Origin of the sequence: Micromonospora musae (assembly GCF_003626545.1) — a bacterium.
GTDB classification, from domain to species: domain Bacteria; phylum Actinomycetota; class Actinomycetes; order Mycobacteriales; family Micromonosporaceae; genus Micromonospora; species Micromonospora musae.
Genome location: NZ_RAZS01000013.1, coordinates 84257 through 108796 on the forward strand (window position 1 = coordinate 84257; position 24540 = coordinate 108796).

General features: G+C 73.6%; 28 protein-coding genes. 16 read left to right on the forward strand and 12 right to left on the reverse strand.

Features of this window, described 5'->3' with window-relative positions; translation table 11 throughout:
* The first annotated feature begins 54 nt into the window (after positions 1-54).
* The 3 genes from D7147_RS28000 to D7147_RS28010 all read left to right on the forward strand — a co-directional run bounded on the left by D7147_RS28000 (position 55) and on the right by D7147_RS28010 (position 2991).
* Positions 55-1512, forward strand: coding sequence for a PAS domain-containing sensor histidine kinase (locus D7147_RS28000; protein ID WP_120683172.1), 1458 nt, complete (start codon positions 55-57; stop codon positions 1510-1512).
* Positions 1509-1985, forward strand: coding sequence for an ATP-binding protein (locus tag D7147_RS28005; protein ID WP_120682959.1), 477 nt, complete (start codon positions 1509-1511; stop codon positions 1983-1985). Before D7147_RS28000 ends, D7147_RS28005 begins: the two co-directional genes overlap by 4 nt.
* A gap of 121 nt (positions 1986-2106) precedes the next feature.
* Positions 2107-2991 carry a DUF5926 family protein gene (locus D7147_RS28010; protein ID WP_120682961.1) on the forward strand — a complete coding sequence of 295 codons (885 nt, stop codon included), beginning with the start codon at positions 2107-2109 and terminating at the stop codon, positions 2989-2991.
* A gap of 102 nt (positions 2992-3093) precedes the next feature.
* On the opposite strand, the gene D7147_RS28015 is transcribed toward D7147_RS28010, so the two are convergent.
* Entirely contained in the window at positions 3094-4305 is a 1212-nt protein-coding gene (locus tag D7147_RS28015) for an arginine deiminase (RefSeq protein WP_120682963.1), read from the reverse strand.
* A 164-nt stretch (positions 4306-4469) separates the two neighbouring features.
* Between D7147_RS28015 and D7147_RS28020 the strand changes: the two genes are divergently transcribed.
* The 5 genes from D7147_RS28020 to pheA all read left to right on the forward strand — a co-directional run bounded on the left by D7147_RS28020 (position 4470) and on the right by pheA (position 8042).
* Positions 4470-5207, forward strand: coding sequence for a hypothetical protein (locus D7147_RS28020; RefSeq protein WP_120683174.1), 738 nt, complete (start codon positions 4470-4472; stop codon positions 5205-5207).
* 159 nt (positions 5208-5366) lie between these two features.
* Positions 5367-5825 (forward strand): PAS domain-containing protein, encoded by a 459-nt coding sequence (locus D7147_RS28025; RefSeq protein WP_120682965.1) that lies wholly within the window; start codon positions 5367-5369, stop codon positions 5823-5825.
* Between the two features lie 75 nt (positions 5826-5900).
* Positions 5901-6290, forward strand: a complete 390-nt coding sequence (locus D7147_RS28030) for an ACT domain-containing protein (RefSeq protein ID WP_120682967.1) — start codon at positions 5901-5903, stop codon at positions 6288-6290.
* Positions 6291-6568: 278 nt separating this feature from the next.
* Positions 6569-7075: a hypothetical protein gene (locus tag D7147_RS28035; protein ID WP_199734291.1), complete on the forward strand. Its 507-nt coding sequence runs from the start codon at positions 6569-6571 to the stop codon at positions 7073-7075.
* Between the two features lie 10 nt (positions 7076-7085).
* Positions 7086-8042: a prephenate dehydratase gene (gene pheA, locus D7147_RS28040; RefSeq protein ID WP_120682969.1), complete on the forward strand. Its 957-nt coding sequence runs from the start codon at positions 7086-7088 to the stop codon at positions 8040-8042.
* 55 nt (positions 8043-8097) lie between these two features.
* Here pheA and D7147_RS28045 read toward each other — a convergent pair whose 3' ends face one another.
* The 3 genes from D7147_RS28045 to D7147_RS28055 form a co-directional block, all read right to left on the reverse strand.
* The gene (locus D7147_RS28045) at positions 8098-8817 is read right to left on the reverse strand and encodes an AIM24 family protein (protein WP_120682971.1); all 720 of its coding nucleotides are present in this window, start codon (positions 8815-8817) and stop codon (positions 8098-8100) included.
* Between the two features lie 123 nt (positions 8818-8940).
* Positions 8941-9288, reverse strand: coding sequence for a metallopeptidase family protein (locus D7147_RS28050; RefSeq protein WP_199716735.1), 348 nt, complete (start codon positions 9286-9288; stop codon positions 8941-8943).
* A gap of 129 nt (positions 9289-9417) precedes the next feature.
* On the reverse strand, positions 9418-9849 hold the full coding sequence (locus tag D7147_RS28055; RefSeq protein WP_120682973.1) for an OsmC family protein: 432 nt from the start codon (positions 9847-9849) through the stop codon (positions 9418-9420).
* Between the two features lie 128 nt (positions 9850-9977).
* On the opposite strand from D7147_RS28055, the gene D7147_RS28060 reads away from it, so the two are divergent.
* Positions 9978-10679 (forward strand): hypothetical protein, encoded by a 702-nt coding sequence (locus D7147_RS28060; protein WP_120682975.1) that lies wholly within the window; start codon positions 9978-9980, stop codon positions 10677-10679.
* A 19-nt stretch (positions 10680-10698) separates the two neighbouring features.
* Here the strand turns inward: D7147_RS28060 and D7147_RS28065 are convergent, their stop codons facing one another.
* The gene (locus D7147_RS28065) at positions 10699-11220 is read right to left on the reverse strand and encodes a GNAT family N-acetyltransferase (RefSeq protein ID WP_233563528.1); all 522 of its coding nucleotides are present in this window, start codon (positions 11218-11220) and stop codon (positions 10699-10701) included.
* A gap of 197 nt (positions 11221-11417) precedes the next feature.
* On the opposite strand from D7147_RS28065, the gene D7147_RS28070 reads away from it, so the two are divergent.
* Together D7147_RS28070 and D7147_RS28075 are read left to right on the forward strand one after the other, a co-directional pair.
* Entirely contained in the window at positions 11418-12239 is an 822-nt protein-coding gene (locus tag D7147_RS28070) for an HAD family hydrolase (RefSeq protein ID WP_120682977.1), read from the forward strand.
* Positions 12239-13051, forward strand: coding sequence for an HAD family hydrolase (locus tag D7147_RS28075; protein ID WP_120682979.1), 813 nt, complete (start codon positions 12239-12241; stop codon positions 13049-13051). Before D7147_RS28070 ends, D7147_RS28075 begins: the two co-directional genes overlap by 1 nt.
* Before the next feature lie 76 nt (positions 13052-13127).
* On the opposite strand, the gene D7147_RS28080 is transcribed toward D7147_RS28075, so the two are convergent.
* On the reverse strand, positions 13128-13721 hold the full coding sequence (locus D7147_RS28080) for a bacterial proteasome activator family protein (protein WP_120683182.1): 594 nt from the start codon (positions 13719-13721) through the stop codon (positions 13128-13130).
* Between the two features lie 83 nt (positions 13722-13804).
* On the opposite strand from D7147_RS28080, the gene D7147_RS28085 reads away from it, so the two are divergent.
* Both D7147_RS28085 and D7147_RS28090 read left to right on the forward strand, forming a co-directional pair.
* On the forward strand, positions 13805-14632 hold the full coding sequence (locus D7147_RS28085) for an alpha/beta hydrolase family protein (protein ID WP_120682981.1): 828 nt from the start codon (positions 13805-13807) through the stop codon (positions 14630-14632).
* 46 nt (positions 14633-14678) lie between these two features.
* Positions 14679-15872 (forward strand): ABC transporter substrate-binding protein, encoded by a 1194-nt coding sequence (locus D7147_RS28090; protein ID WP_120682982.1) that lies wholly within the window; start codon positions 14679-14681, stop codon positions 15870-15872.
* A 121-nt stretch (positions 15873-15993) separates the two neighbouring features.
* Here the strand turns inward: D7147_RS28090 and ddaH are convergent, their stop codons facing one another.
* Positions 15994-16827: a dimethylargininase gene (gene ddaH / locus D7147_RS28095; protein ID WP_407663394.1), complete on the reverse strand. Its 834-nt coding sequence runs from the start codon at positions 16825-16827 to the stop codon at positions 15994-15996.
* Positions 16828-16886: 59 nt separating this feature from the next.
* Here ddaH and D7147_RS28100 point away from each other — a divergent pair, with 59 nt between their 5' ends.
* Both D7147_RS28100 and D7147_RS28105 read left to right on the forward strand, forming a co-directional pair.
* Positions 16887-17345 carry an Lrp/AsnC family transcriptional regulator gene (locus D7147_RS28100; RefSeq protein ID WP_120682986.1) on the forward strand — a complete coding sequence of 153 codons (459 nt, stop codon included), beginning with the start codon at positions 16887-16889 and terminating at the stop codon, positions 17343-17345.
* A 110-nt stretch (positions 17346-17455) separates the two neighbouring features.
* Positions 17456-19324: a beta-propeller domain-containing protein gene (locus tag D7147_RS28105; RefSeq protein ID WP_120682988.1), complete on the forward strand. Its 1869-nt coding sequence runs from the start codon at positions 17456-17458 to the stop codon at positions 19322-19324.
* A 96-nt stretch (positions 19325-19420) separates the two neighbouring features.
* Here D7147_RS28105 and D7147_RS28110 read toward each other — a convergent pair whose 3' ends face one another.
* The 3 genes from D7147_RS28110 to mobA form a co-directional block, all read right to left on the reverse strand.
* On the reverse strand, positions 19421-20581 hold the full coding sequence (locus tag D7147_RS28110) for a T3SS (YopN, CesT) and YbjN peptide-binding chaperone 1 (protein ID WP_120682990.1): 1161 nt from the start codon (positions 20579-20581) through the stop codon (positions 19421-19423).
* A gap of 90 nt (positions 20582-20671) precedes the next feature.
* Complete coding sequence (locus tag D7147_RS28115; RefSeq protein ID WP_120682992.1) at positions 20672-20926, reverse strand: DUF6457 domain-containing protein; 255 nt, start codon at positions 20924-20926, stop codon at positions 20672-20674.
* Positions 20923-21522, reverse strand: coding sequence for a molybdenum cofactor guanylyltransferase (gene mobA, locus D7147_RS28120; RefSeq protein ID WP_120682994.1), 600 nt, complete (start codon positions 21520-21522; stop codon positions 20923-20925). Before mobA ends, D7147_RS28115 begins: the two co-directional genes overlap by 4 nt.
* Before the next feature lie 132 nt (positions 21523-21654).
* Between mobA and fdhD the strand changes: the two genes are divergently transcribed.
* On the forward strand, positions 21655-22509 hold the full coding sequence (fdhD, locus tag D7147_RS28125; RefSeq protein WP_120682996.1) for a formate dehydrogenase accessory sulfurtransferase FdhD: 855 nt from the start codon (positions 21655-21657) through the stop codon (positions 22507-22509).
* An 87-nt stretch (positions 22510-22596) separates the two neighbouring features.
* Here the strand turns inward: fdhD and D7147_RS28130 are convergent, their stop codons facing one another.
* Both D7147_RS28130 and D7147_RS28135 read right to left on the reverse strand, forming a co-directional pair.
* Positions 22597-23292: a GAP family protein gene (locus D7147_RS28130; protein ID WP_120682998.1), complete on the reverse strand. Its 696-nt coding sequence runs from the start codon at positions 23290-23292 to the stop codon at positions 22597-22599.
* A gap of 189 nt (positions 23293-23481) precedes the next feature.
* Positions 23482-24528: a DUF4192 domain-containing protein gene (locus D7147_RS28135; RefSeq protein ID WP_120683000.1), complete on the reverse strand. Its 1047-nt coding sequence runs from the start codon at positions 24526-24528 to the stop codon at positions 23482-23484.
* Positions 24529-24540: the final 12 nt, after the last annotated feature.

Here is a 24540-nt window from a genome sequence, read left to right on the forward strand (position 1 = left end):
GGCCGGGGGTACGCGGGGGTGCCCAAATCCGGGCCGGCGGGGCAGACTCGGGACATGCCGGAGCGCATCGATTTCGCCGCTCTCATCGCGGGGCACACCGTGGTGATCGAAATGATCAACTCCGGTGACGCCGGACTGCCCGTCCTCACCCAACTCCTCCGGGTGGCCCAGCCGGCGCTCGGCGCGGCCGGCATGGCGTTCGTCGAGTTCGGCCCGACCGGCGGGCGGGTGATCTCCGCGACCGGCGCCACCGAGTGGACCGTGGGCCGCCCGCTGCCCGCCGACGACCCGGTCACCGTCTGCCTGCTCTCCGGTCCCCGGGTGCAGCAGCTGCGGGCCGACCGGCTCGCCGGTGCGTTCCCCGGCGAGCTCGCCGACCGGGGCCTGCGCCGAATGGTCGTCTCCCGGGCGGAGATCGGCGGACACACGGTTGGCAGCCTGCACGCCGTCTACGCCGACGACGCCACCGAGCCGGACGACCAGCACCACGGCGTGATCGCGTACCTCGCCTCCTGCATCGCGCACATGTACGGCGACCAGACCGGGCTGCCGGTGCACGGCGACGGCCCGGTCGTGGCGGCGCTCGCCGACGGGCTCGCCGTGGTCGACCGCGACGGCCGGGTACGGCTCTGGAACCCGGCGGCGGCGCAGGTGACCGGCCAGGCCGCCGCCCAGGCGCTCAGCCGACCGCTCCCGTTCCCGATCCCCCCGTCCGGCCAGGTGCTCGACCACCGCCTGCCGGACGGTCGCTGGCTGCGGATCACCTCGGGCGACGTGCCCGGTCCCGGCGCCCTGCGGGTGGTCACGTTCCGCGACATCACCGACCAGCAGCGCCGCGACCACGAGCGCGACCTCTTCGTGGCGGTGACCAGCCATGAGCTGCGGACCCCGGTCACCGTGATCAAGGGGTACGCGGACACCCTGACCGACCACTGGGAGTCGCTGACCGACGCCGACCGACGGCAGGCCGCCCGGGTGATCGGTCAGCGGGCGAACGAGCTGGCCCGCCTGGTCGACCGGCTGCTCTCCTCCGCCGCCGAGGCGGGACCCGGCGACGAGCCCCCCGCCCCCTTCGACCTCGGCGACGCGCTGCGGGCCGCGGCCGGCGATCTCCCCGCGGAGCTGCGTTCCCGGCTCGCCCTCGATCTGCCGGTCGACCTGCCCAAGGCGCTCGGTCACCGGCCGAGCCTCGCCACCGTGTTGACCGAGCTGGCCACGAACGCCGGCAAGTACTCCGCGCCGGGCAGCCGCATCGAGATCAGCGCCAGGCCGGACGGTCAAATGGTCGCGTTCCGGGTCAGCGACCGGGGCATCGGCATCCGGCCGGAGCATGTCGAGCGGGCCTTCGACCGGTTCTGGCAGGGCGAGTCCGGGGACCGCCGCGGCTATCCGGGGGCGGGGCTCGGTCTCTATCTCGTCCGCCGGATCGTTGAACAGCAGAATGGATGGGTATCCCTCAGACCGAGGGCCGGTGGCGGTACGGTCGCAGAGGTGCGACTGCTGCGCGGATGACCGGCGACGGCACGGGGCACGAAGGGGCGACGGTGGCGACGGGAAAGGGCGAACGGGCCTGGTGCGTGGTGGTCCCCCACCACGCCAGCGGCGCGCGGCTGGCCCGGCACCGGCTCGCCGACGAGCTGACCGGCCTGGTGCAACCCACCCTCCTGGCGGATCTGGTCGCGGTACTCGCCGAACTGGTGGGCAACGCCGTCCGGCACGCCCGTCCGCTGCCCGGCGGGGTGGTGCGGGTCGCCTGGCGGCTGCGCGGCCCGGTCGACGCCCCGCACGTCCAGCTACGGGTCACCGACGGCGGTGCCGCCGAGGGCCCGCGGATGCGGGCGGCGAGCCCGGACGCCGCCGACGGGCGCGGGCTGCACATCGTCGCGGGCCTCTCCAGCCGGTGGGGAGTCGAGCAGGACGGGCTCGGGCAGAGCGTGTGGGCCGAGTTCGAGCCGGCGGTGGCCGATCTCGTCGTCGCCGGCTGAGCCCTCGTTCCGTCCCGGTGGTCCGCGGCCCCCGATCGAGCCGCGACCGGCCGCCCGCCGGCCCCCGCCCGGGGCGGGTCCTCCCCCCGGCGGTCCCGTCGGGCCTCTAGGCTGTCTCGCCGTGAGCAAGCGTCGAAAGAGCCAGCGGGCCGCCGAGACCACCCCGAAGCGCGAGAAGGTGCGCGACATCTTCGTACCGCGCCCCTTCGAGGGGCTCGTCGACGAGCCCGAGTGGATCGCGCTGCGCGAGCTGGTACCGGCCGCGTCCGCGCCGCTGCGGCTCGCCCCCGCCCTGGTCGAGGAGTTCGGTGAGCGTCAGGTGACCCTGGCCACGGTGCTGCCGCTGGCCGCGCCCGCCATGACGAAGCCCGACGGGCGGGTGCTCGTCGGGCTGCAGCGGCACGACCAGTCCGGCGACGTCTCGCGCGACCTCGCCGAGGCGCTGCTCTGCGCCCTGCGGGCGGAGCCGGGCGAGCCGGTGTCGGTGCCGCCGCTGCCCGGGCCCGGCGCCCGGCTGCAGGACCTCCTGGTCGACGGGCCGCTGGAGATCAGCATGCACGACGGGTTCGAGTTCTGGCTCGACCCGGGTGCGACCGAGGACGCGAACGTGCAGGCGTCCCTGGAGCGGGCCAACGCCGCGATCTACCCGACGGTGCGACTGAACGCCGCGAAGGCGGCGTATTGGTGTCAGGTGCCGGAGAAGGCGCACGTGCGCTGGGTGCTGCCGGAGGACGAGGACACCGCTTTGAACGCGTTGGCCCGGCTCGGCGCGGCCGGCACGCTGCCGCTCGGCGACGACACGCGGTTCGCCGGCATGTTCCGGGCACACGGCCGGCTGGTGCCGGTCTGGGACCTGCCCGAGCGGACCCCCGCCGCCGAGTGGGAGGAGCCGGTGGCACAGTTCGCCAAGCGGTACGCCGAAGCGCTCGCCGACACCGCCCCGCTGGACGCCGCCGGCCGCCGCGCCCGGCAGGGGCTGCTCGGCCGGCAGCTCACCCTGCGCTGACCCGCCGGTCCCCCGCACCGCCTCGTTCACGGAAAGAGTGGTCATTCCCGAAGGAATGACCACTCTTTCCGTGTTTTTGTGCGGGAGAGCGAGGCACGGCGGTCAGCGTCGCAGCGGGTCGCGGACGATCGGACAGGACATGCAGCGCGGTCCGCCCCGGCCGGAGCCCAACTCCGAGCCGGCGATCGGGATCACCTCGATGCCGGCCCGTTCCAGCTGCGCGTTGGTCTCCACATTGCGCTCGTAGCCGACGCAGAGCCGCGGCGCGAGGGCGAGGGTGTTGTTGCCGTCGTCCCACTGCTCGCGCTCGGCGGTGACCGGATCCAGCCCGGTGTCGATGACCCGGAGCTGGTCGATGTCCATGGCGTCCGCGGCGGCCCGCAGGAACGGCGCCGGGCCGTCCACCCGCGGGTCCTCGCCGTCGGCGCCGGCGATCACGGTGTACGCGGAGAGCGCGTCGGCGACGTTCGGGTACATCAGCACGGCGTCGACGTCGACCATCGTGCAGACGGTGTCCAGGTGCATGGTGGCGCGCTCCTGCGCGACCGGCACCACCAGGATGGTGTGCGCCAGCCCGGCGGCGAAGACCTGCCGGCCGAGCCGCTCCGCGCCGGCGGGCGTGGTCCGCTCGCCCACCCCGACGGCGAGCACACCGGGGGCGAGCAGCAGGACGTCGCCGCCCTCCAGGTGCTCCAGCCCGGGCCGGTAGACGAACTCCGTACCCGCGAAGCGGGGGTGGTGGCGGTAGATGGCGTTCGTCAGGGTGCTCTCCCGGCGGCGGGCCGGCATCGCGAGGCTGGTCACCCCGACCCGGTCCCTGATCCAGAGCGAGGAGTCCCGGGTGAAGAGCAGGTTGGGCAGCGGCTCGATGACGAAGTCGTGCCGGTCCATCAGCGTGTAGACGAGCCCGCCCGGCCGCTCCGGGCTGATCCGCAGCTCCTCGTGGGCGAGGCCGGCGATGAGCACGTCGGCGAGGGCCGCCGGGTCCAGGTACGCCAGGTGGTCGGCGACGCGGGCACGCAGACTGTCGCCCAGCCGGGGCGAGTCGAGCACCTGATCGGTGAGTTCGGCGCGCGCGTCGGCCACCGCGAGCGTCTCGGCGAGCAGGGTCGCGAGGTAGAGCACCTCCACCCCGCGCTCGCGCAGCGCGGCCGCGAAGGCGTCGTGTTCCTCCTGGGCGCGCCCCACCCAGGGGATCGCGTCGAACAGCAACGAGTCGTTGTTGCGGGGGGTGAGGCGGGCGAGTTCCGGGCCGGGACGGTGCAGGAGCACGGTGCCCAGCCGACCGACCTCGCTGTCCACGTAGTGGGTCACCCTTGGCAGCGTAGGGCAGGGTTTGGCGGCATCCGGGAAAAGAACTGAGGGTGAATATGGCATTCATCCACAGTCACTCCGGCGCTCCACCTTGCCGAGCCCCCGGAGGGTCAACGTAGGGTAGTGGGGACATAACTTCGAGGGACCTTTTGCCGGAGGTCGCGATGACTGTCTTTCCCGCTCGCCGGGCCGCACCCACCACCCGGGCGCTGCCTGGCACGGTGCCGCATCCCCGAGTGGAGCCACCCGGGCTACTCGAACCGGTCCGCCCCACACCGTTCGAGTGGGCCCGCCGTCGGCGGGCGGAGCGTGGTGCCCGACGCCTGGAGGCGGCGGGAGCCCGCGCCGTCGGTCAACTCGACCATCTCGGGCCGGCGTGGCACGTCATCGACTGGCCCCGCACCGACGCCGCCGACGACCTGCTCGACCGGGGGCACGACGAGCGCGCCGGGTTCCTCGCCATCGGGCCGAGCGGTCTCTTCGCGGTCACCGTGGCCGACCACGGCCGAGCCCGGGTGCTGGTCGCCGGCGACGTGGTCCAGATCAACGGCAAGCGGCCGCCGTACGTGGCCGAGGCCCGCCGGGACGCCAGGCGGGCGGGCAAGGCGCTCTCCGACGCGGTGGGCCTGCAGATCCCGGTGACACCGGTGCTGACCTTCGTCGGCTCGGGCGTCATCAGCGTCTACGGCCTGCCCAAGGACTGCCTCATGGCCACCCATCGCGAGCTGGATCGGCTGCTCGTGGCCGGTGGCAACCGGATCAGCCCGGCCACCGCCGAGAAGCTCTCCCGCGTGGCGCAGCACCCGGCCACCTGGCTGAACGGCACGTACCGCCCGGTGGCCGACTACCGGTGGTACGAGGACGGCCGAATGGCCGCTGACAAGCCGGCGAACCGTCGGTAACGTCTTCGGCGACGTCTCGTGGGCCGGTAGTCACCGGCGCCGCGGGTCCGCGCCGCGGCCATCGATCACCAGCTCTGCTCGCGCAGCGGCGGTCGGTGGCCGGGGCGCGGTCGCCGACCGGCTAGCGTGGACAGTCCGTCGGTGTACATAGGAGGCTCGGTGGCCCACGTCGAACTCTCGCTCTCCGAAGTGTTCGTGCCGGCGGGACGGGCCTCGACAGAGCCGGAGCTCGACAATTTCGAGCGATGGTCCTCGACGGTCACCAACGCCGACGAGCCGTGCCTGCTGATCGACGCCGACACCAACGTGATGGCGATCTCCACCGCGACGTGCGAACTCCTCAGCCTCGGCGAGCCGGAGGCCGTGATCGGGCTGCCGATGCTCGACGGCGGGCTGCGTCTGCTCGACTTCACGGCGAACCGCGGCGAGCTCACCCAACAGGAGATCGACAAGATTCCTCCGCTGCTGGCGCTCTCCTCCGGTCGGCTGGCGCGGGGCCTGCTCCGGGTGCAGGCGACCACTCCGAAGGCCCCGGTCTGTACGGTGGACGCCATCTCCACTCCGGTCTTCACCGACGGCGCGGTGGCCGGCTCGCTGACCTTCTTCTCGCCGGTCTGAGCTGCGACAACGTCTGGCTTTCGCCGCACGCGGCAAAGCCGGGTCCACCACCGGTCGAGGCCGTAAGGTGCCCTCATGCTCGATATCGCTCTGCTGCCGGGGGAGTACGCCGTGTGCCGGATGGCCGCCGGCTCCGCCCTGCCGCCCGCGCTGTCGGGTGGGCTCGGCGCCACGGACGTGGTGACGGTGAGCTGGACCGCTGATGGGATCTCGGTGATCTGCCCGATGGATCGCGCGCCCGCCCAGGCCGTGCTGGAGACCGCGTGGCGCTGCCTGCGGGTCGGCGCGCCGGAGGACGTGGCCGTCGGCGGCACGCTCGCCGCCCTGGTCGATCCGCTCGCCGGCGCCCGGGTGAGCGCGGTCGCCTTCTCCACCTTCGACACCGACTACCTGCTGGTCCCGGCGGTACGCCTCGGCGAGGCGACCGCCGCGCTGGAGCGGGCCGGGCACCGCCTGCTCGGTTGACTTCACCAACGCCGCCGATGCTCCTACGATGGGCTCGGCCACCCCGGCCGTAACGTCCCCGCAGCCCCCAGGATCGGCCCGTGCCGCCCACCCCGCCCCGTCACACCGCGCCTCCAACCGTCGACCCGACGCCTCCGGGCAGCAGTCCGGGCCTCCCGGTCCTCCGCCCGGTCCGGGCCGGCACGCGCGCGACCGTACCCACCGGACGGCCGGCCCGGCTCGGCGTGGCCGCCCATCTCAGCGCTCCCGCGACGGTACCGGGCCGGCGAGCCCGCGCCGTGGTGGCCGTGCTGACCGCCCTGGCGGTGGCCGGCTGCGGCGTGCCGCCCGAGCTGCACCAGTCGGAGTCGCCCAGCTCGCCGGGCGCACCGTCGGCGCCGACGTCGGTCCCCACCGCACCGGCACCGCCGGCCACCGGCCTGCCGTCGACCACGCCGGGCCTGTCGTCCCCGTCGGCCGATGCCGGGCTGGTGGCGACGCCGTGCCGCGGCGGGCCGACCGGCGAGCGGGTCATCAACGTGCTGCGGGGCGGCGCCGCAGTGCTCCCCGACGGCGTCCGGGTCAAGGTCGACACCGGGCCGCTCTGCGCCGCCGACTGGCAGTACACGGTGCTCGAAGTGACCGGGCACGAGGAGCTCCAGGTCGTCACCCGGGGCCGGCCGGCCGCACCGCAGCTGGTGACCGCCGGCACGGACGTGTGCAACGCCGAGGTGCGGGTGGTCGCCCCGCCCGGCATCCGGACCTTGGCCTGCGACAACGGCACGGTGGGCATACCGGGTGCGTAGGCTGGTCGGCATGCCAGGAACTCCGCCGACCCGTTTCGTCTACCTCGGCCCCGAGGGCACCTTCGCCGAGCAGGCGTTGCGTACCATCCCGGCCGCCGAACGCGGCAGCCGTACGCCCGCCCGCAGCGTGGGAGAGGCGCTGGAGAACGTACGGGCCGGGGAGGCCGACTCGGCGCTGGTGCCGTTGGAGAACTCGATCGGTGGGGCGGTCGGGGTGACCCTCGACGAACTGGCCGAGGGGGAGCCCTTGGTGATCACCCGCGAGGTGATCCTGCCCGTGGAGTTCGTGCTCGGCGCGCGTCCCGGCACCGAACCGGACGCGATCGGCACGGTCGCCGCCCACCCACAGGCCTCCACCCAGTGCCGGAACTGGCTGCGCGCCAACCTGCCCGACGCTGTGGTGGTCGACGTGCTCTCCAACGGAGCCGCGGCCGCGGGCGCCGCCACCGGCGAGTACGACGCCGCGATCTGCGCCCCGATCGGCGCCACCCGCCACCGGCTGGCCGTACTGGCCGACAAGATCGCCGACCACCCTGACGCGGTGACCCGCTTCGCGCTCGTGTCCCGCCCCGGCCCACCCCCGCCGCCGACCGGGGACGACGTCACGTCGCTGGCGGTCTACATCGCACACGACCGGGTGGGCGCGCTGCTGTCGGTGCTGATGGAGCTGGCCGTACGCGGGGTCAACCTGACCCGCATCGAGTCCCGGCCGACCGGGGAGGCGCTCGGCCGCTACGTCTTCTTCCTCGACTGCACGGGGCACGTGGCGGACGTTCGGCTGGGCGAGGCGTTGCAGGGCCTGCGCCGGGTCTGCGCCGCCGTGCACTTCCTCGGCTCGTACCCCCGACACCGCTGGCTGGAGACGGGCGGTGAGCGCCCGGTGCCGCCGCCGCCCGGTCTCTCCGACGCCGACTACACCGACGCGAGCGCCTGGCTGGCCCGGTTGCGCACCGGCGAGCTGAGCTGAGCCGACACGGTGGCGCGCCGGTGAGCTGAGCTCGACCGGCGCGCCCCGGGTGCCGTCAGCTCAGCAGACCGCCGAGCAGACCGCCCTGCTGCTCCTGCGCGCCGCTGCCCATCACGGGCGGCTCCTCCGAGGGCTGCACCACGACGAAGCCCTGGCCGGCGAAGCTCATCGTGAACGCCTCACCCGTACGCCGGCCGAGCAGCGTGCCGAGGCCGAGCTGCTCGGCCCGGTGGTAGCCGGTCTGGAGGCTGGCCGACCAGCAGACCGCGGCCTGCGGGTCGACGTAGGTGGGCTGGTCGACGTTGAGGACCACCGGGGTGCCCCGGGTCGTGATCGCGATCCGGCCGTGGCCGCTGAAGACGCAGTTGAAGAGGCCGGAGGCGGCCATCCCGGTGCCGCCGACCATGCGGATGTCGTACTGGAGGGTGGAGTCGAAGGCCAGCACGCTCGATCCGTTGATGGAGAGCGCATCGCCGGGCTCCAGGTCGATGATGTGCACGTCCTTGGCCAGCTCGGCCAGGAAGACGTCACCCTGGCCGGTGACCTTCATGAGCGGCACGCCCTCGCCGGTGAGCTTCTGCTTGAGGAACTTGCCGAGCCCGCCGGAGCCGAGCGCCTGGAACTGCACGTTCCCCTGGTAGGCGACCATCGACCCGACCCGGGCCATCGCCTCCCCGTTGAGCTCGATCTTCAACAACTTGGAGTTCTGCAGCCGCATGCCGGGCTGCGCGGACTCCTGCTCCAGGTTCTCGGCGGAGAAGAGCGAGCTGCGCATGTAGTGCCTCCTGAGATCGCAACGCCTGCCACGACGGTAGGGGACCGTCGCAACGACGGGCCGGCGGACCGGTCGGCCTGTGATCGGCGGCTCGATCGCCTGTCGCGGAGCCGAACGGCCGGGTCAGGCCCAGCCCAGCGCGTGCAGTCGCTCGTCGTCGATGCCGAAGTGGTGGGCGATCTCGTGGACCACGGTGACCGCGACCTCGTCGACGACGTCCTCCTCGTCCTCGCAGATCCGCAGGATCGGGTGGCGGTAGATGAAGATGCGGTCGGGCAGGACCCCGGCGTAGTCCCAGCCCCGATCGGTGAGCGCGTGCCCCTCGTAGAGGCCGAGCAGGTCGTCCTCGCCCGGCGGCGGGTGGTCCTCGACCAGGATCACGACATTGCTCATGAGGCCGAGCAGCTCCTCGGGCACCTCGTCGAGCGCGTCGCCGACCAGCTCCTCGAAGCGCTCGCGGCTCATCTCCACCGGCACCCCGCCATTCTGCCCGACGCCGTGTCGCGCCCGGTCGGTCGAGATCGACGCACGTTCACGGAGAGGGTGGCCGCCCGTGGGCCGGCCGAGGGCTCTCTCCGTGAACGCGCGCTCAACGAGCTGTCAGGAGGAGAGGCGGGCGGTGAGGGTGATCTCGGCGCCCGGGGAGAGCAGGCGGGAGATCGGGCAGTTCGCCTTGGCGGCCTCGGCGAGCTTCTGGAACTCCGCCTCGTCGATGCCGGGCACCTCGCCGACGGTCTCCAGCTCGATCCGGGTCACGGTCATGCCGGCATCGGTCTTGTCCAGGTGCACCTTGGCGGTGGTCTCGACCGAGGTGGCCGTCGAGCCGGCGTCGGCGAGCGCCTTGGAGAAGGCCATCGAGAAGCAGCCGGCGTGCGCGGCGCCGATCAGCTCCTCGGGGTTGGTGCCCTCCCCCTCCTCGAAGCGCGACTTGAACGAGTAGTTCCCCTGGAAGCCGCCCTTGCCGGTGCGGATCGTGCCGGACCCCTCGGTGAGGTTGCCCTGCCAACGTGCGGAAGCGGTACGGATAGGCATGGTCCGACGCTATCGGAAAGCCGATCCGCCTGCGACGGGCTCCGCCGACGGCCAGCGTGCGATCCCCGTCACCGGTCGTCCCCTGTGCCATTATTCGACCAGTCGCGCGACCGCGGGAAGGATGGCGGATGTCCCGAGAGCTTCCCATCCAACGACAGGACGACCGGGACGGCATGGCCGTCATCGAGTGGGGCACGGCCGAGCCCGAGGCGCCGGAGCGGCCCCGACGCTCGCTCGCCGGCTTGGGGCGGGATCGCCGACTTCCGCCGCTGGTCGCCGGGCTGGGTGCGGTGGCCGCCGTCGGCTCGCTGGTCGGCGAGTGGGTCGTCATGACCCTGCCGGAGGGCGGGCGCGACGGTCCACTCGAGGTTCCCGCCGGAGTGGCCGACGTCAACGGTTTCGGGGTCGGCTACCTGGTCGGCCTGCTCGTGCTGGTCGGCACGGTGGCGCTGGCGCTGCGCGGCACCCCGGCCGTCCGGCCGAACGCCCGAGTGCTGGGACTCGCCCTCGCCGGGGCGCTGCTGGTCCTGGTGGCCGCCGCCGCGTTCGAGCTGGACGAGTCGACCCGGCGTCTCTTCTACAGCCCGGACGCGGGCCTACGGATCGAGTACGGCCGGGGCCTCAGCATGGCCTTCGTCGCCTGCGTACTGCTCGGCGTGGCGCTGCACCTCTCCCCGAACGCCGCAGCGCTGGACGACGACGCCGCACCCCCGCCGGTGTTCGGGCGACGCCGCCGGCCCGATCGGGACGAACCGGACGAGGCTCCGCCGCCGACCGATCTGACAGTGCAGCCGACAGTTCCGTTCGCCCGCCCGGAATCGCCGAGCTGAGGCCGGGTCGGAGCGGCCGTCAGCGCGTGGCCCAGCGCAGCTCGCCGTCGACCAGCACACCGGTGGCGTGCATGCCGAGCCGCTCGGCGACCCGCGCCGAGGCGCGATGGTCGGGGTGGACGTGGGCGATCAGCCTCCGCACCGCCTGCCGGTCGAGCCAGCCCGCCATGCCCAGGGCGGCCTCGACGGCGTACCCGCGGCCCTGCTCGGGCACGGCGACGACCCAGGCCAGCTCGGCGATCCGGTCGTCGCCGTCCAGCCGGACGGTCGCCTGCACGGTGCCCACGGCACGACCGCTGCGGCGATGCCGGACGATCCAGTTCAGCCAGCCCAGCACCCCGTCCGGCGAGTGCCCGACCACCTGCCGCGCGTACCGGGTGCGCAGCCGCGCCAGGTCGACCGGTTCACCGCCGATGAACTCGTGCAGCCGCTCGTCGTGCAGGAGGGGGGCCATCTCCTCGGCGTGCTCGACCCGCAGCGGTTCCAGCACGAGCCGGTCCGTCTCGATCGGTTCGGCCGCCGGCCAGTCGGGTGCCACCACCGGCCAACCGTACGGCGGTACGGGTTCCGGCGGGGAGCGGGCGCCACCGGGGGTGTGCCGGGGATTGGCATCCGATTCGCCTGGAAGCCATGGTTGCGCCCCGTTCCGCGAGGTACGGTTGCTGCCCGCCGTCACTCCGGGTCGACGATCGACCACTGAAACGGCTGGTTGCGGCGGCGGCGGGCGAAGGAGGAACGATGACCCGCCCGGGACTGCCCAAGCTGATCGCGACCGATCTCGACGGCACACTCGTCCGCAGCGACGACACCGTCTCCGCGTACACCCACGGGGTGCTCGACCGGGTGCGCGCCGCCGGGATCCCGGTGGTCGGGGCCACCGGCCGCGGTCCGCGGCTGACCGAACTGACCCGCAACGACATCCGCGCCGCCGATTTCCTGGTGATGGCCGGCGGCGGTCGCGTGGTCGACCAGAGCGACCCGGCCGGCCCGGTGGTGCTGCGTGACGAGCGGCTCCCCGCCGAGGTGCTCGCCCGGCTCCTGGCCGACCTGGAGGCCGAGGTCGGCCCGCTGACCGTGATGGTCGAGGCGTCCGACGAGCACGACGCCCCGCTCTGGGGCGACTACCACCCGAGCTGGCCGTATCAGGACCGGTTCGAGGCGCGTACCCGCGCGGAGTGCCTCGCCACCGACGTGATCAAGGCGTTCGCCCGGACCGCCGACCACCACGTGGACGAGCTGCTCGACGTCGCCCGCCGGATCGTCCCCGCGGAGGTGGCCACGCTCACTCAGGCCGGGCTCGGTTTCGTGGAGATCTGCCCGCCCGGGGTGGACAAGGCGACCGGGCTCGCCGTGGTGGCGCAGACCCTCGGCGTCGACCCGGGCGACGTACTGGTCTTCGGCGACCAGCCGAACGACCTGCCGATGTTCGAGTGGGCCGGCTGGTCCCGGGTGGCCGTCTCCAACGCCCACCCGGCGGTGCGCTCCGCCGCCGACGAGGTCACCCTGCGCAACGACGACGACGGGGTCGCGGTCTACCTGGACCGACTACTGTCCCGGTGATGGAAGAGACCCCTCGGCTCGTCGCCACCGACATCGACGGCACCCTGCTCCGGGAGGACCGGACGGTGAGCCCGCGTACCCGTTCCGTACTGGCCCGGATCGCCGCGTCGGGCACGCCCGTGGTGCTGGTCACCGGCCGGCCGGTCCGCTGGCTCAAGCTGGTGTACGAACAGCTGGCGGAGCCGCTGCCGGCGATCTGCGCGAACGGCGCGGTGGTGTACGACCCGGCCGGCGACGAGGTGCTGCGGGCCGACCCCCTGGCACCGGAGCTGCTGGCCGAGGTGGCCCGGCGGCTGCGGGCCGAGGTGCCCGGGGTGACCTTCGCCGTGGAGGTCACCGACAGCCGGCAGATGCGGCACGAGACGCACTACCCGTTGCGCTGGGACGCCGACCACGACGCGATCCGCGCCGTGGAGTCTCCGGAGGAGCTGCTGGCGGCACCGGCGGTGAAGCTGCTCGCCAGAGCCGGCGAGCAGGACCCGGACGCGTTCGTCGAGCTGGTGGCCGCGGCCCTGCAGGGGCTGGCCGAGGCCACCCACTCGTCGTACTCGGGGCTGGTGGAGATCTCCGCTGCCGGCGTGACCAAGGCGGCGGGCCTGGCCTGGTACTGCGCCCGGCTCGGCATCGACGCCCGGGACGTGGTGGCCTTCGGCGACATGCCGAACGACGTACCGATGCTCACCTGGGCCGGTCGGGCGGTCGCGGTCGCCAACGGGCACCCCGCCGTGCTGCGGATCGCGCACGAGGTGACCGCCCCGAACACCGAGGATGGCGTCGCGGCGTACCTGGAGAAGGTCTTCGACCTGGGCTGACGGGTCGGGCCGTGACTTCGCGTCACGGCCCGACCCGTTCCGTCCCGCCGGCGCGCGCCGGGCGCGGCCCGTCGGCTCAGAGGTACTGGCCGGTGCTGTGTCCCTCGCCGCCCTGCCCCATGCCCGGCATGCCCGGCGCCACCGCACCGGGACCGCTCGGCAGCGCGCGGCCGGACCGCATCTGCTCCAGCTGCACCCGGGCCGCCATCTGCTGCGCGACCAGCGCCGCCTGGATGCCGTGGAAGAGACCCTCCAGCCAGCCGACCAGCTGCGCGTGCGCGACACGGAGTTCGCTCTCGCTCGGCGCGCCCTCCTCGGTGAAGGGGAGCGAGAGCCGCTCCAGCTCCTCGCGCAGCTCAGGGGCGAGCCCCTCCTTGAGCTCGACGATCGAACGTTCGTGGACCTCGCGCAGCCGGTGCCGGCTGGCGTCGTCGAGCGGGGCGGCCTTGACCTCCTCCAGCAGCTGCTTGATCATGCTGCCGATCCGCATCACCTTGGCGGGCTGCTCGACCAGGCGGGTCGGATCCTCCCCCTGCCCCTCGTCGGTCTGCACGGTGCCGACCGGCCGGCCGTCGGGGCCGACCACCACCACGGTGCCGGGGTGGGGGGCGTCCTCGTGGCCCGGCTCGTCGTTCTGTCCAGCGGCGCTCGCTTCGGTCATGGGGTCCATCTTGGCCCAGCGCACAAGGTCCACGCTCGCCGGGACCGACTCCTCGGACGCGGATCACCCGCAGGGCGCGCTACCGTCGCGCCATGCCCGCCGACCCGCGCGCCGTCCTGACCCGACCCGCTCCGGATCCCGACCACACCGTGGCGTACGGGGAGCACCCGGACCAGATCGCGGACCTCCGGGAGCCGGCGGGCGGCGGGCCCGCGCGACGGTTGGTCGTGGTGGTGCACGGCGGCTTCTGGCGGGCCGAGTACGACCGGCGGCACACCGGGCCACTGGCCGCCGCCCTGGCCGCGTCGGGCCGTCCGGTGGCGCAGCTCGAGTACCGGCGCACGGGTCAGCCGGGCGGCGGCTGGCCGAACACCCTCACCGACGTGCTGGTCGGCGTGGCGGAGCTGCGCCGGCTGGCCGCCGCGGCGATGCCGGGCCGGGTGAGCACCGCCCCGCCGGTGATCGTCGGCCACTCGGCCGGGGGGCACCTGGCCCTCTACGTCGCCGCCACGGCACCGGAGACGGTGGGTGGGGTGCTGGCGCTGGCCCCGGTGGCGGACCTCGTCGAGGCGCACCGGCTGGACCTCGACGGCGGCGCGGTGGCCGAGCTGCTCGGTGGCGGGCCCGACGAGGTGCCCGACCGGTACGCGGCGACCGATCCACGATCATTGGTGCCTATCAGGTCACGCACAGTAGTTGTCCATGGTGAGATGGATCAACAAGTGCCGGTGCGCATGAGTCGCGACTTCGTGGCGGCCGCCCGGCTGGCGGGCTCCGGAATCGCCTACTTTGAGCTGAGTGAGTGCGAGCATTTCGGGCTTATCGACCCCGAGTCCGCAGCCTGGCCAACGGTGGCCGCCGCACTGCGATCACTCGAAGAAGATCAGCGGCCGATTGACGCAGCGTCGCCGACCAGGTAGAACGCCGGAGGGGCGACGCGCCCTCCAACCCTGCTGGAAGGATTCGGTGCCGCAGATGAACCGCCGACGGGCGCTCCAACTCCTGGCCGCGCTCGGCACCACCGGGCTAGTCGCGGCGTGCGGCAACGACCCCGACGGAGGCGAATCGGGTAGCACCGGGGAGCCGATCAAGATCGGTCTCATCGCCCCCAAGGCCGGCGGCCTCAAGGCGATCGGCGACGAGATCGTCAACGGTTTCCAGCTCTTCCTCGACCTGAACGAGCAGCGGCTCGGCGGGCACCCCGTCACGCTGATCACCGCCGACGAGGGGGACGACGCCAGGTCCGGCAAGGCCGCCGTCGACGAGCTGCTGCACCAGGGCGTGCTCGCGCTGACCGGCGTGGTCAACTCCGCCGTGATGCTGGGCATCCGGGACACCGTCGAGAAGGCCCGGGTGCCGCTCATCGGCTCGAACGCCTCGCCGAGCACGCTGCAGAGCGTGGTCTACATCTGGCGGACCTCGTACGTGCTGGACGAGGCGGGACGGGCGCTCGGCGGCTACCTGAAGAGCCGACTGCGGCCCGGCTCCCGGCTGGCGATCATCATGCCGGACAGCGTCAGCGGGGAGGACGTCGAGCGCGGTTTCCGGGAGGAGTTCGGCTCCACCGACCCGCGCATCGCCGGCCGGGCCATCTGGACCACCGCCGCCGCCAACCCCAGCAAGAACGCGTACACCCAGGACATCGGCAAGGCGCTCGACGAGAACCCCGACGCGATCCTCTGCTTCTTCACCGGTGAGGCCGGGGTCGAGTTCATCAAGCAGCTGCGCCAGGCGGGCTACAAGGGCCCCGTCTACGCCCCGGGCTTCCTCACCGAGGGAACCGCCCTGGAGAACATGAAGAACGACGCGCTGAACATCCAGACCGCGCTGAACTACTCGGCCGACCTCAGCAACACGGCCAACCGGGTCTTCGCCTCCGAGTACCGCAAGAAGCTCCACGTCTCGCCGACCACCTACGCCATGGCCTCGTACGACGCCGCCCAGGTGCTGCACCAGGCCATCCAGCTGGCCGGTGCCAACCCGAGCTCGCAGGAAGTCAACCTGGCGCTCGGCAAGCTCGGGCAGATCGACAGTCCGCGTGGGATCTGGCAGTTCAACCAGCCGCGTACGCCGCAGCAGAAGTGGTATCTGCGTCAGGTGCAGCGCGACGGTCAGGTGCTGTCGAACGTCCTGATCAGCGAGCTGGCCACGCTCGGTTGAGCCGCCGCGCCGACTCGTACGCCGAGGGGCCGGTCTCCGTGCGGAGACCGGCCCCTCGCTCGTGCGCGGGCACGCGGCCCGAGGCGATCGGCGCACCCGTGGGCGGGGGCACCGGCGCCGTTCAGTGCCGCAGCTCGGCGATGCAGCACTTCACGCTGCCGCCGCCCTTCTTCAGCTCGGCCAGCTCTACCGGCACCGGGTGGTAGCCGGCGGCCTTCAGCTTCTCGGCGAGCCCGGTGGCCTCGCTGTTCAGCACCACGTTCAGGCCGTCACTGACCAGGTTGAGCCCGAAGGCCATCACATCGGCGTCGTCGGCGATCACCGCGTCGGGAAAGAGCTGGGCCAGCACCTTCTGGCTGGCCGCCGAGAAGGCGCCCGGGAAGTAGACGACGTTGCCGTCGTCGATGGCGGCGAGCGCCACGTCCAGGTGGTAGAAGCGCGGATCGACCAGGCGCAGTGAGATCACGGGGCGGCCGAGCGCCTCCTGCGCCTCGGCGTGCGCCGGAAGTTCGGTGCGGAACCCGTGCCCGGCGAGGACGAGCCCGCCGTGCGCGTCCGGGACGTACGCGAAGTCGCCCTCGCCCTCGTTGGTCTCGCTCGGTGCGATGAACCGCCAGCCCTGCGACTCGTAGAAGGCCCGGTGGGCCGCGGCCTCGGCGGCCCGCTGCTCGTGCTTGAACTGCGCGCCGTAGACGACGCCGTCCACCACGAAGGCGCCGTTGGCCGCGTAGACCATGTCCGGCAGGCCCCGCTCGGGCGTCAGCAGGTGCACCTCGTGGCCGAGCTGCACCAGAGTCTCGCGCAGCCGGTCCCACTGCTTCACGGCCAGCTCGGGGTCGACCGGAGCGGTCACGTCCATCCACGGGTTGATGGCGTACTCGACCGCGAAGTGCTCCGGAGAGCACATGAGGTATGTCCGCTTTCGCGGCACTCGCTGGTGGTTCACGGTCACCAAGAGTAGGTATCGTAGAAGTTTGGTAACAGCCACAAATATTGCTTCCCAGGGGCGGAACGTTGCAGATAGACGCCGTAGACCAGCGGATCATTGCGTTGCTCGTCGCCGACGCCCGAGCCTCGTACGCCGACATCGGAACCCGGGTGTCACTCTCCGCCCCCGCCGTGAAGCGACGGGTCGATCGGCTCCGGGCCACCGGGGTGATCCGGGGATTCACGGCCGTCGTCGACCCGGCCGCCGTGGGCTGGACCACCGAGGCGTTCGTGGAGCTCTTCTGCGCCGGACGGACGACCCCGGCGCAGATCGGCGCGGCGGCCCGCCGGCACCCCGAGGTGGTGGGCGCGTACACCGTCTCGGGCGAGGCCGACGCGCTGGTGCACCTGCGCGCCGCAGACATCGCCCACCTGGAGGCCGCCCTGGAGCGGCTGCGCGCCGAGTCGTTCGTGACCTCGACCCGCAGCACCATCGTGCTGTCCCGGCTGGTCGAGTCCCCCGGCGTCGGGCCGTCCACCGGCTGACCCGGGCTCCGCGGCCGCCGCCCTCGTCACCGGGCGGCGGGGCGGGCGACGACGACATGATTCGCCGGTGCGGGTGGGAACCGGCACGAACGACGGCCCGTCGAACGGCCATGACACGGGGAACCCACCTCGCCGCCGCCGGTGCCCTGGCCGCGCTCGCCCTGCTCGCCGGCAGCGGCCCGCCCGCCGCCGCGCCCACCGCCCCCGACGCACCAGCCGCGCCCGCGCCCCCCGAAACCCGGCTGGTGGGGTACGAGTCGTGCGGCGAGGCCCTTGCCGGGCTGCGCGCCGCCGCCGGCGCCGCCGTCGGGCCGTGGGGCCTGAACGACCGGGACGTCGCCTGGGTCGCGAAGGCAGGCACCGGAGAGGCTCGGCTCGACGTGGCAGCGGCGCCCGCGCCCGAGCACTCCACCACCAACGTCCACGAGGTCGGGGCGGACGAGCCGGACCTGGTCAAGACCGACGGCCGGCGGATCGTGACGATCAGCCAGGGCGTACTCCGGGTGACCGATCCGGCGACCCGGCGAACCACCGGCCGGCTCGACCTCGCCGACGACAACCTGGTGGACCAGCACCGGGAGCGCAGCCTGCTGCTGCACCGCGACCGGGCGCTGGTGCTGAGCGGGCCCGGCGGGATGCGGTTCCGCACGGCCGATGAACAGGCCACGGGCGAGGGCACCCGGCTGACCCTCGTGGACCTCACCACGACCCCCGCCGTACTCGGCACCTACTCGATCGACGGCGCCCTGATCGACGCGCGGCAGAGCGGCGCCACGGCCCGGGTCGCGGTCCGCTCCGACCCCCGACTCGACTTCCGTCTCGACCCGCGCGCCGGCGACGCCGAGCGGATCGCCGCGAACCGCTCGGTGATCGCGTCGGCCCCCATCGACGCGTGGCTGCCGGCGTACGAGTGGAGCGCCGGCCAGGAGCGACACCACGGGCGGGTCGGCTGCGAGCGGCTGAGCCGACCGGCCGACGCCACCGGCACCTCGCTGGTGACGGTGCTCAGCTTCGACCTCGCCGCCGAGCGGATCGGCGACGGTGACCCGGTCAGCGTCGCTGCCGACGCCGCGACGCTCTACGGCACCGCGAACAGCCTCTGGCTCGCCGGTGAGCGCCGCCCCGTCGACCGACCCCGGCCGAACTTCTGGGGTGGGCGACCGGCGGAGGTGAGCACGGTGATCCACCAGTTCGACATCGCGAACCCGGGCCCGCCCCGATACCTGGCCAGCGGCAGCGTCCCCGGCTGGCTCGTCAACCAGTACGCGCTCTCCGAGTGGCAGGGCGATCTGCGGGTCGCCACCACCGTCGACGGCGCCCGCGGCCGCTCGACCTCCGAGTCCGCCGTGTACGTGCTGCGCCGGCAGGGCGGCACGCTGCAGCAGGTCGGCGCCGTCAGCGGCCTGGGCCCCGGCGAGCGGATCCACTCGGTGCGCTTCCTCGGCGGCATCGGCTACGTGGTGACGTTCCGGCAGACCGACCCGCTCTACGCGCTGGACCTGACCGACCCGACGAAGCCTCGGGTCACCGGCGAACTGAAGATCACCGGATACTCCGCGTACCTGCATCCGCTGCCGGACGGTCGGCTGCTCGGCGTCGGGCAGGAGGCCGACCGGCGGGGTCGTACGCAGGGGCTGCAGGTCTCGCTCTTCGACGTCCGGGATCCGGCCCGACCGCTACGGCTCGACCGGTACCACGTGCCCCGCGCCTGGTCGGCCGTGGAGTTCGACCCGCACGCCTTCCTGTACCACCCGGAGACCGGCCTGGTCGCGCTGCCGGTCGACCGGGGCGTACGGCTGCTACGGGTGACCGCCACCGGCATCGGCGAGCTCGGGCAGGTGACCCACCCGGGCGTCGGCGAGGGAACCCTCAACCGGGCGGTGCTGGTCGACGGCACGCTCTGGACCGTCTCCGCCGCCGGCCTGCGGGCCAGCGACCCCACCAACGGACGGAGCCTCGCCTGGCTCCCGGCGACCTGATTCTCCCTCCCCAGCGGGTGGGGCCCGGCAAGCCGGGGCTTCCGGGCCCCACCCGCCTCGACCTTAGGGTCGGCACGGCCGGGGCCGGGACGCCGGTCAGAGGTACATGCCGGTGCGGTGCTCGCCGTCGCCGGCGCGGGTCGCCTTGTCACCGTCGCCGAAGAACCGCTTCCCGCCGAACTCGCCGTGCAGCCGGTCGTCCAGCTCGTCGGCGAGCCCGGTCATCACCTGCACGGCCAGCATGAGATGGGTGGGCTGGAAGTTGCGGCCGAAGACGGGGATGGAGGCCCACACCGTGTCGTCGGCGCAGTAGAGGCGGCCGATCGGCATCCGGTTGGTCAGTTCGGAGAGCTTGACGTAGAGCCGCTCGGTCGGCTCGACCTGGGTGAGCACCGGGGAGAAGACGTCGACCAGCGGCGGGTTGTCCCGGACCCGGACGAAGACCATCGCCGAACCGGCCCGGATGTTGATGTCGCCGTCCGAGTCCACCTGCAACCGTTCGGAGTCGGACTTCAGCATGGTGGAGACGACGGTGCGGACGCGCTCCTCCAACGCCAGCACGTCGTTCTGCTCGCTCTGGGCCGCGACGGCCTCGACCAACGCCTCGTCCAGCTCCTCCTCGGAGACCCGGCCGGGACCGAACTCGCTGCGCGCGGTGCCCAGCGGCACGTCGGGCAGCGGCTCCCCCTCCGCGTCGTGGATCAGGTAGACGAGGAAAGCCGGGTGCGGCGCGCCGTAGACGTCGCGCAGGGTGCGGGCGAGCAGCGCCGAGATCCGGCCCGACTGAGCCATGCTCGCGTCCAGGCCGAAGTACTCCCCGGATCGGTCGAGAACGCCGGGCGGGGCCCAGCCGAGCGCGACCATGTCCGCCACGGCCGCCCGGTCCAGCCGGTAGCCGTCCGGCAGGCCGGCGTTCCCGACGGCCCGCGCGGAGAGCCGCCCCTCCTCGGCCACGTCGATCCCGATGGAGTAGACCGCGTCACCGGTGCCGGACGCGGTCGGGTCCAGAGTCAGCTCGACGTGGGTGCCCGACGGGAGCGTGGGCAGCCGCTCGGCGAGCGCCCGAGCGAACTCCTGCCACGCCTGGGTCACCTTGGCCCGCAGGTCCGCGGTGCTCGGCTCGTCGAGCAGGATCGACTCCGGATGCTCCGGCTGGGTCGTGGCACCGGCCGCCTGGGCCGTGGTGACCTCCGTCCGCCGGGCCGAGGCGGCGCCGGCTGGTTCACCGGGCGGCGCCGAGGGGTGGTCTGCCGTCATGATCGCCTCCGTCCGTCACGGCCACCCTACCCACGCGGTCCGGAGGACGAATCAGCGCCGACAGCGATCGGACATACCGCCCGAGACTGGTCAGGCAGACGTCTCGGTACCCAGTTCGACAGGCCAGGACGCGGCGAGGGCGCTGAGCCGTTCGGCCGTCTCCGTCGGGTCGGCGCCGCGTCCCACGGCCAGCCCGAGGAGGAACGCGGAGACCGGCGCACCGGGCCGGAGCACCTGATGGGCGACGTCCTTCGCCAGGTTCAGCACGGCCGGCACCGGCACCTGCGCCGGGTCCAGGCCCAGCTCGGCGCAGGCCGCCGTGACCCAGTCGTCCATCACCGTCATCGCACCCACTCCTCCGCCCGGCGTACGTCCTGGTCAGTGTCGCAGTCGAACCACGGCGGCGGGCCGGCACCGACCCAGGCCACCTCACGCACGGTCAGCCCGCCGAGCAGAGCGCGTACGGGGGCACCGGCCAACCCACCCGCACGACCGCTCGCGAGCCCGGCCAGTGCGCCCCGAAGCGCGGGAACCCGCCACACCCCGCAGAGCGTCTGCCGCCGCCCTTCCTCGTCGACGTAACAGGCACCGTCGGCACCGGTCGAGGTCAGCTCGTGCAGCAGGACGGCGACCGCCTCCCGGGTGAGCAGCGGCAGGTCCGCCGCGAGCAGGGCGACGAGGGCGGTGTCGGGGTCGAGCAGAGCGAGACCGGCCGCCGTGGCGGCCACCGGCCCGGCCCCGGCCGGCTCCTCCCGGGTGACCCGTACGCCGGGCGGAGCCGGGTCGGCCGGCCCGACCAGGACGCGCGGGGCGGCGTCGGCGACGGCGGCCAGCACCCGATCCCGCATGGACCGGCCGCGGACCCGCCGGGCGGGCTTGTCCACACCGCCCATCCGTCGGGCCGCGCCCCCGGCGAGCACCACCGCCGCGTACGTCTCCATCGGGTCCGTCCCGACCTGAGCGGCACGGCCGTCCGAGCTCGCGTGCCCCGGAACGGCGGCGGGAGATCGGAACGGGCCCATCCGGTCACGGTAGCCGTGCGGACGCCCCGGCGTCGGGTGCAGGATGTCGGGGTGGGACGGGCGACAGAGCGACGTGGCGTGATCCGGATCGACCTCGACGCGGTGCAGGGCCGCACCTCGGTCCGGCGGCCGGACAACCTCTCGGTGGAGGAACCGCTCGAGATCCGGGTGGGCCCCGCCGGCCCCGGCCGACGCCGGCCGCTCGCGGTGACCATGCGTACCCCCGGCGACGACCTCGACCTGGCGATCGGCTTCCTGCTGACCGAGGGTCTGATCCGCTCGGCCGACGACGTGCACACCGCCCAGCTCTGCGCCGGGGCGGAGACCCCCAACACGTACAACGTGGTGGACGTGGTGCTCGCGCCCGGCGTGCCGGAGCCGGCGACCGACCCGGCCCGGAACTTCTACACCACCAGCTCGTGCGGCGTCTGCGGCAAGGCCAGCATCGACGCGGTCCGGACCCGATCGCTCTTCCCCGTCCACGACGACCCGGTGACGGTGCCGGCCGCGCTCCTCGCCGAGCTGCCGGAGCGGCTGCGCGCGGCGCAGCGCGGCTTCGAGCGCACCGGCGGTCTGCACGCGGCCGGCCTCTTCACGTCGGACGGGGAGCTGGTGGTGCTCCGCGAGGACGTGGGCCGGCACAACGCCGTGGACAAGGTGATCGGCTGGGCGGTACGCGAGCGACGGCTCCCGCTCGCCGGGCACCTGTTGATGGTCTCCGGGCGGGCGAGCTTCGAGCTGACGCAGAAGGCCTGGATGGCGGGTCTGCCGTTGCTCGCGGCGGTCTCCGCGCCGAGCAGCCTCGCCGTCGACCTCGCCGAGGAGGCCGGGATGACGCTGGTCGGCTTCCTCCGGGGCCGGACGATGAACGTCTACGCGCGCCCCGAACGGGTGGTCGTGAGCTAGGGCGTGTGCGGCCGGCCGACCGAGCGGCGGGCGGGCAGCCGCCGGACCCTCGCCGCCCGGTCGCCTCGCGGGGCCCGCGGCCTTCCGTCAGCCGAACAGCTCCAGCCGGGCGACGGCGTCGCGGGCCAGCAGGAAGCCGGCGATGCCGAGGACCCAGCCGAGCATGCTGCCCGACTTCTCGGTGATCCAGGTGTTGAGCCGGTTGAGCAGCGGCTCGACCCGCGCCGGGAACGCCACCCGGACGCCGAGCAGCAGCACCGCGGGCACCACCATGATCAGGCAGTAGCCGGCCAGCACGGCGACCACCGCGGGACCGCCCACGTCGGCCGATGCCAGCAGGCTCACCGCACCCAGGTACGGCAGCATGGTCGCCACCTCGGCCAGCGCGGCGAGCAGCGCCAACCCGACCAGCCACCGGGGGGAGGAGTCGCCGGAGGTGGCCCGGTCCCGCCAGCGCAGCACCCCGCCGGAGCGGCGTCGCCGCTTGCCGTCGTAGCGGAAGCTGATCGCGAACAGCCCGACCCCGAGCGCGAGCTGCGCCCAGAGCACCGGCCGCTGATCGAGCGCGCCGCCCAGCGCCTCGGCGAGCCGGGTGCCACCCCAGACCAGCAGCAGCCCGACCAGCAGGTAGAAGCCGGCGATCGTCCCGAGGTACGTGAGGATGCGCGCGACGTTGACCCGGCCCGGGGCGAGCAGCAACCAGACCGGAATGAAGAGCGTGCCGATGCTGGTGCTGTCGATCAGCGCCAGCCCGGCGAGCGCCAGCAGCAGGCCGACGCTCATCGGGGTGTCGAGGGGAGTTTGAGCACGTATCGATTCTCGGGCGGGCCCACCCCTGTCGAGTCGGCCCGGGGAACGAAGACGGCGTACATCGTTCGGGGGACGGCGTCGCGCTCCGCGGAGACTCGGGCGGAGCGGATCTGCGCCTCGGCCGCGGCTTCCTCCGGCGGCGCCAGCGGGGCGCGTTCCGCCTCACCGGGCCGGGCGTCGCCTTCTCCGCCGGCTGCCGACCACCCCCGGCGGCCCGACCACCGGCCAGCCGTCCAGCTCCGAGGGGGGTACGCCGCGACGGAGCAGGTCGTCGAGGAGCAGCGCGAGCGAGTAGTCGGGGTGCTCGGCCAGCGCCCGTTCCAGGGCGACCGCCGCCAGGGCCCCCTGGCCCGCGCGCCAGGCGGCGAAGGCCAGCAGACTCGCCGGGGCGGCGATCAGTTCCGGTTCGGCCCGGCGCAGCACATCGGTCCAGAGCCGGATGTCCCGGTCCCGCCCGTCGGTGCGTTCCCAGGCGTGGTCGCGTACCGGCACCCGGGTCAGCAGCAGGCTGAGCCAGGCCACCTCGTCGTCGCCGAGGCGCTCACCCCGACGCTGCCGGCGCAGCGCCTCCCGAACGGCGGCCACCCCGGCCGCCCGCACCGGGCCCCCGCCGAGCGGGTCGTCGGCGGGGGCCTCCCCGAGCAGGCGCGCCAGCCGCTGCTCCGCCTCGGCGGTGGCCCGCCGCATCGCCTCGCGCGCCGCCCCGTCCACCGGCGCCACCTGCGCCACCAACGCGTCGCGGTCGGGGAGGGCCACCTGGCCGGCGTAGACCGCCGAGGCGGTGATCTCACTGGCGCCCGGGTCGTACCGCCGGCCCTCGGGTGGGCAGCAGCCCGCCTCGTCGCAGAGGTAGGACCACCACCGGCCGTCGGTCACGCGCAGCGCGTCGAGCAGGACCAGCCCGGCCTCGGCGAGCGCGTCGCGGGCCGCGTCGACGGCGGGAGTGACCCGGTGGGCCGGCCCGTAGCCGACCACGGTGGCGGCGTCGGCGCGTTGCCGCCCGACGACGTGGGCGAGGTGCCGCAGCGGAGCGCCCGGATCCTCGGCCGGGTCGGGCAGGTCAGCCCGGGCGGCGAAGACGACCCGTCGGCCGCGCATCGCCACCACGACCACGCTCTCGGCGGGGTGGAAGCCGAGCAGGTACGGCACGGCGGCGATCAGGTCGGCGGGCGAGCGTACGGCGAGGCGGGGAAGTTCGGTCGAGGCCATGTCGGCAGCCTG

Coding starts and splice junctions, on each gene's coding strand:
- D7147_RS28055 (WP_120682973.1), bottom strand. CDS start 9,849: ATGCCTATCCGTACCGCTTCCGCACGTTGGCAGGGCAACCTCACCGAG.
- mobA (WP_120682994.1), bottom strand. CDS start 21,522: ATGGAGACGTACGCGGCGGTGGTGCTCGCCGGGGGCGCGGCCCGACGG.
- D7147_RS28030 (WP_120682967.1), top strand. CDS start 5,901: ATGCTCGATATCGCTCTGCTGCCGGGGGAGTACGCCGTGTGCCGGATG.
- D7147_RS28060 (WP_120682975.1), top strand. CDS start 9,978: ATGTCCCGAGAGCTTCCCATCCAACGACAGGACGACCGGGACGGCATG.
- pheA (WP_120682969.1), top strand. CDS start 7,086: ATGCCAGGAACTCCGCCGACCCGTTTCGTCTACCTCGGCCCCGAGGGC.
- D7147_RS28070 (WP_120682977.1), top strand. CDS start 11,418: ATGACCCGCCCGGGACTGCCCAAGCTGATCGCGACCGATCTCGACGGC.
- D7147_RS28020 (WP_120683174.1), top strand. CDS start 4,470: ATGACTGTCTTTCCCGCTCGCCGGGCCGCACCCACCACCCGGGCGCTG.
- D7147_RS28085 (WP_120682981.1), top strand. CDS start 13,805: ATGCCCGCCGACCCGCGCGCCGTCCTGACCCGACCCGCTCCGGATCCC.
- D7147_RS28000 (WP_120683172.1), top strand. CDS start 55: ATGCCGGAGCGCATCGATTTCGCCGCTCTCATCGCGGGGCACACCGTG.
- D7147_RS28110 (WP_120682990.1), bottom strand. CDS start 20,581: ATGACGGCAGACCACCCCTCGGCGCCGCCCGGTGAACCAGCCGGCGCC.
- D7147_RS28045 (WP_120682971.1), bottom strand. CDS start 8,817: ATGCGCAGCTCGCTCTTCTCCGCCGAGAACCTGGAGCAGGAGTCCGCG.
- D7147_RS28075 (WP_120682979.1), top strand. CDS start 12,239: ATGGAAGAGACCCCTCGGCTCGTCGCCACCGACATCGACGGCACCCTG.
- D7147_RS28005 (WP_120682959.1), top strand. CDS start 1,509: ATGACCGGCGACGGCACGGGGCACGAAGGGGCGACGGTGGCGACGGGA.
- D7147_RS28115 (WP_120682992.1), bottom strand. CDS start 20,926: ATGACGGTGATGGACGACTGGGTCACGGCGGCCTGCGCCGAGCTGGGC.
- D7147_RS28135 (WP_120683000.1), bottom strand. CDS start 24,528: ATGGCCTCGACCGAACTTCCCCGCCTCGCCGTACGCTCGCCCGCCGAC.
- D7147_RS28080 (WP_120683182.1), bottom strand. CDS start 13,721: ATGGACCCCATGACCGAAGCGAGCGCCGCTGGACAGAACGACGAGCCG.
- D7147_RS28130 (WP_120682998.1), bottom strand. CDS start 23,292: ATGAGCGTCGGCCTGCTGCTGGCGCTCGCCGGGCTGGCGCTGATCGAC.
- D7147_RS28105 (WP_120682988.1), top strand. CDS start 17,456: ATGACACGGGGAACCCACCTCGCCGCCGCCGGTGCCCTGGCCGCGCTC.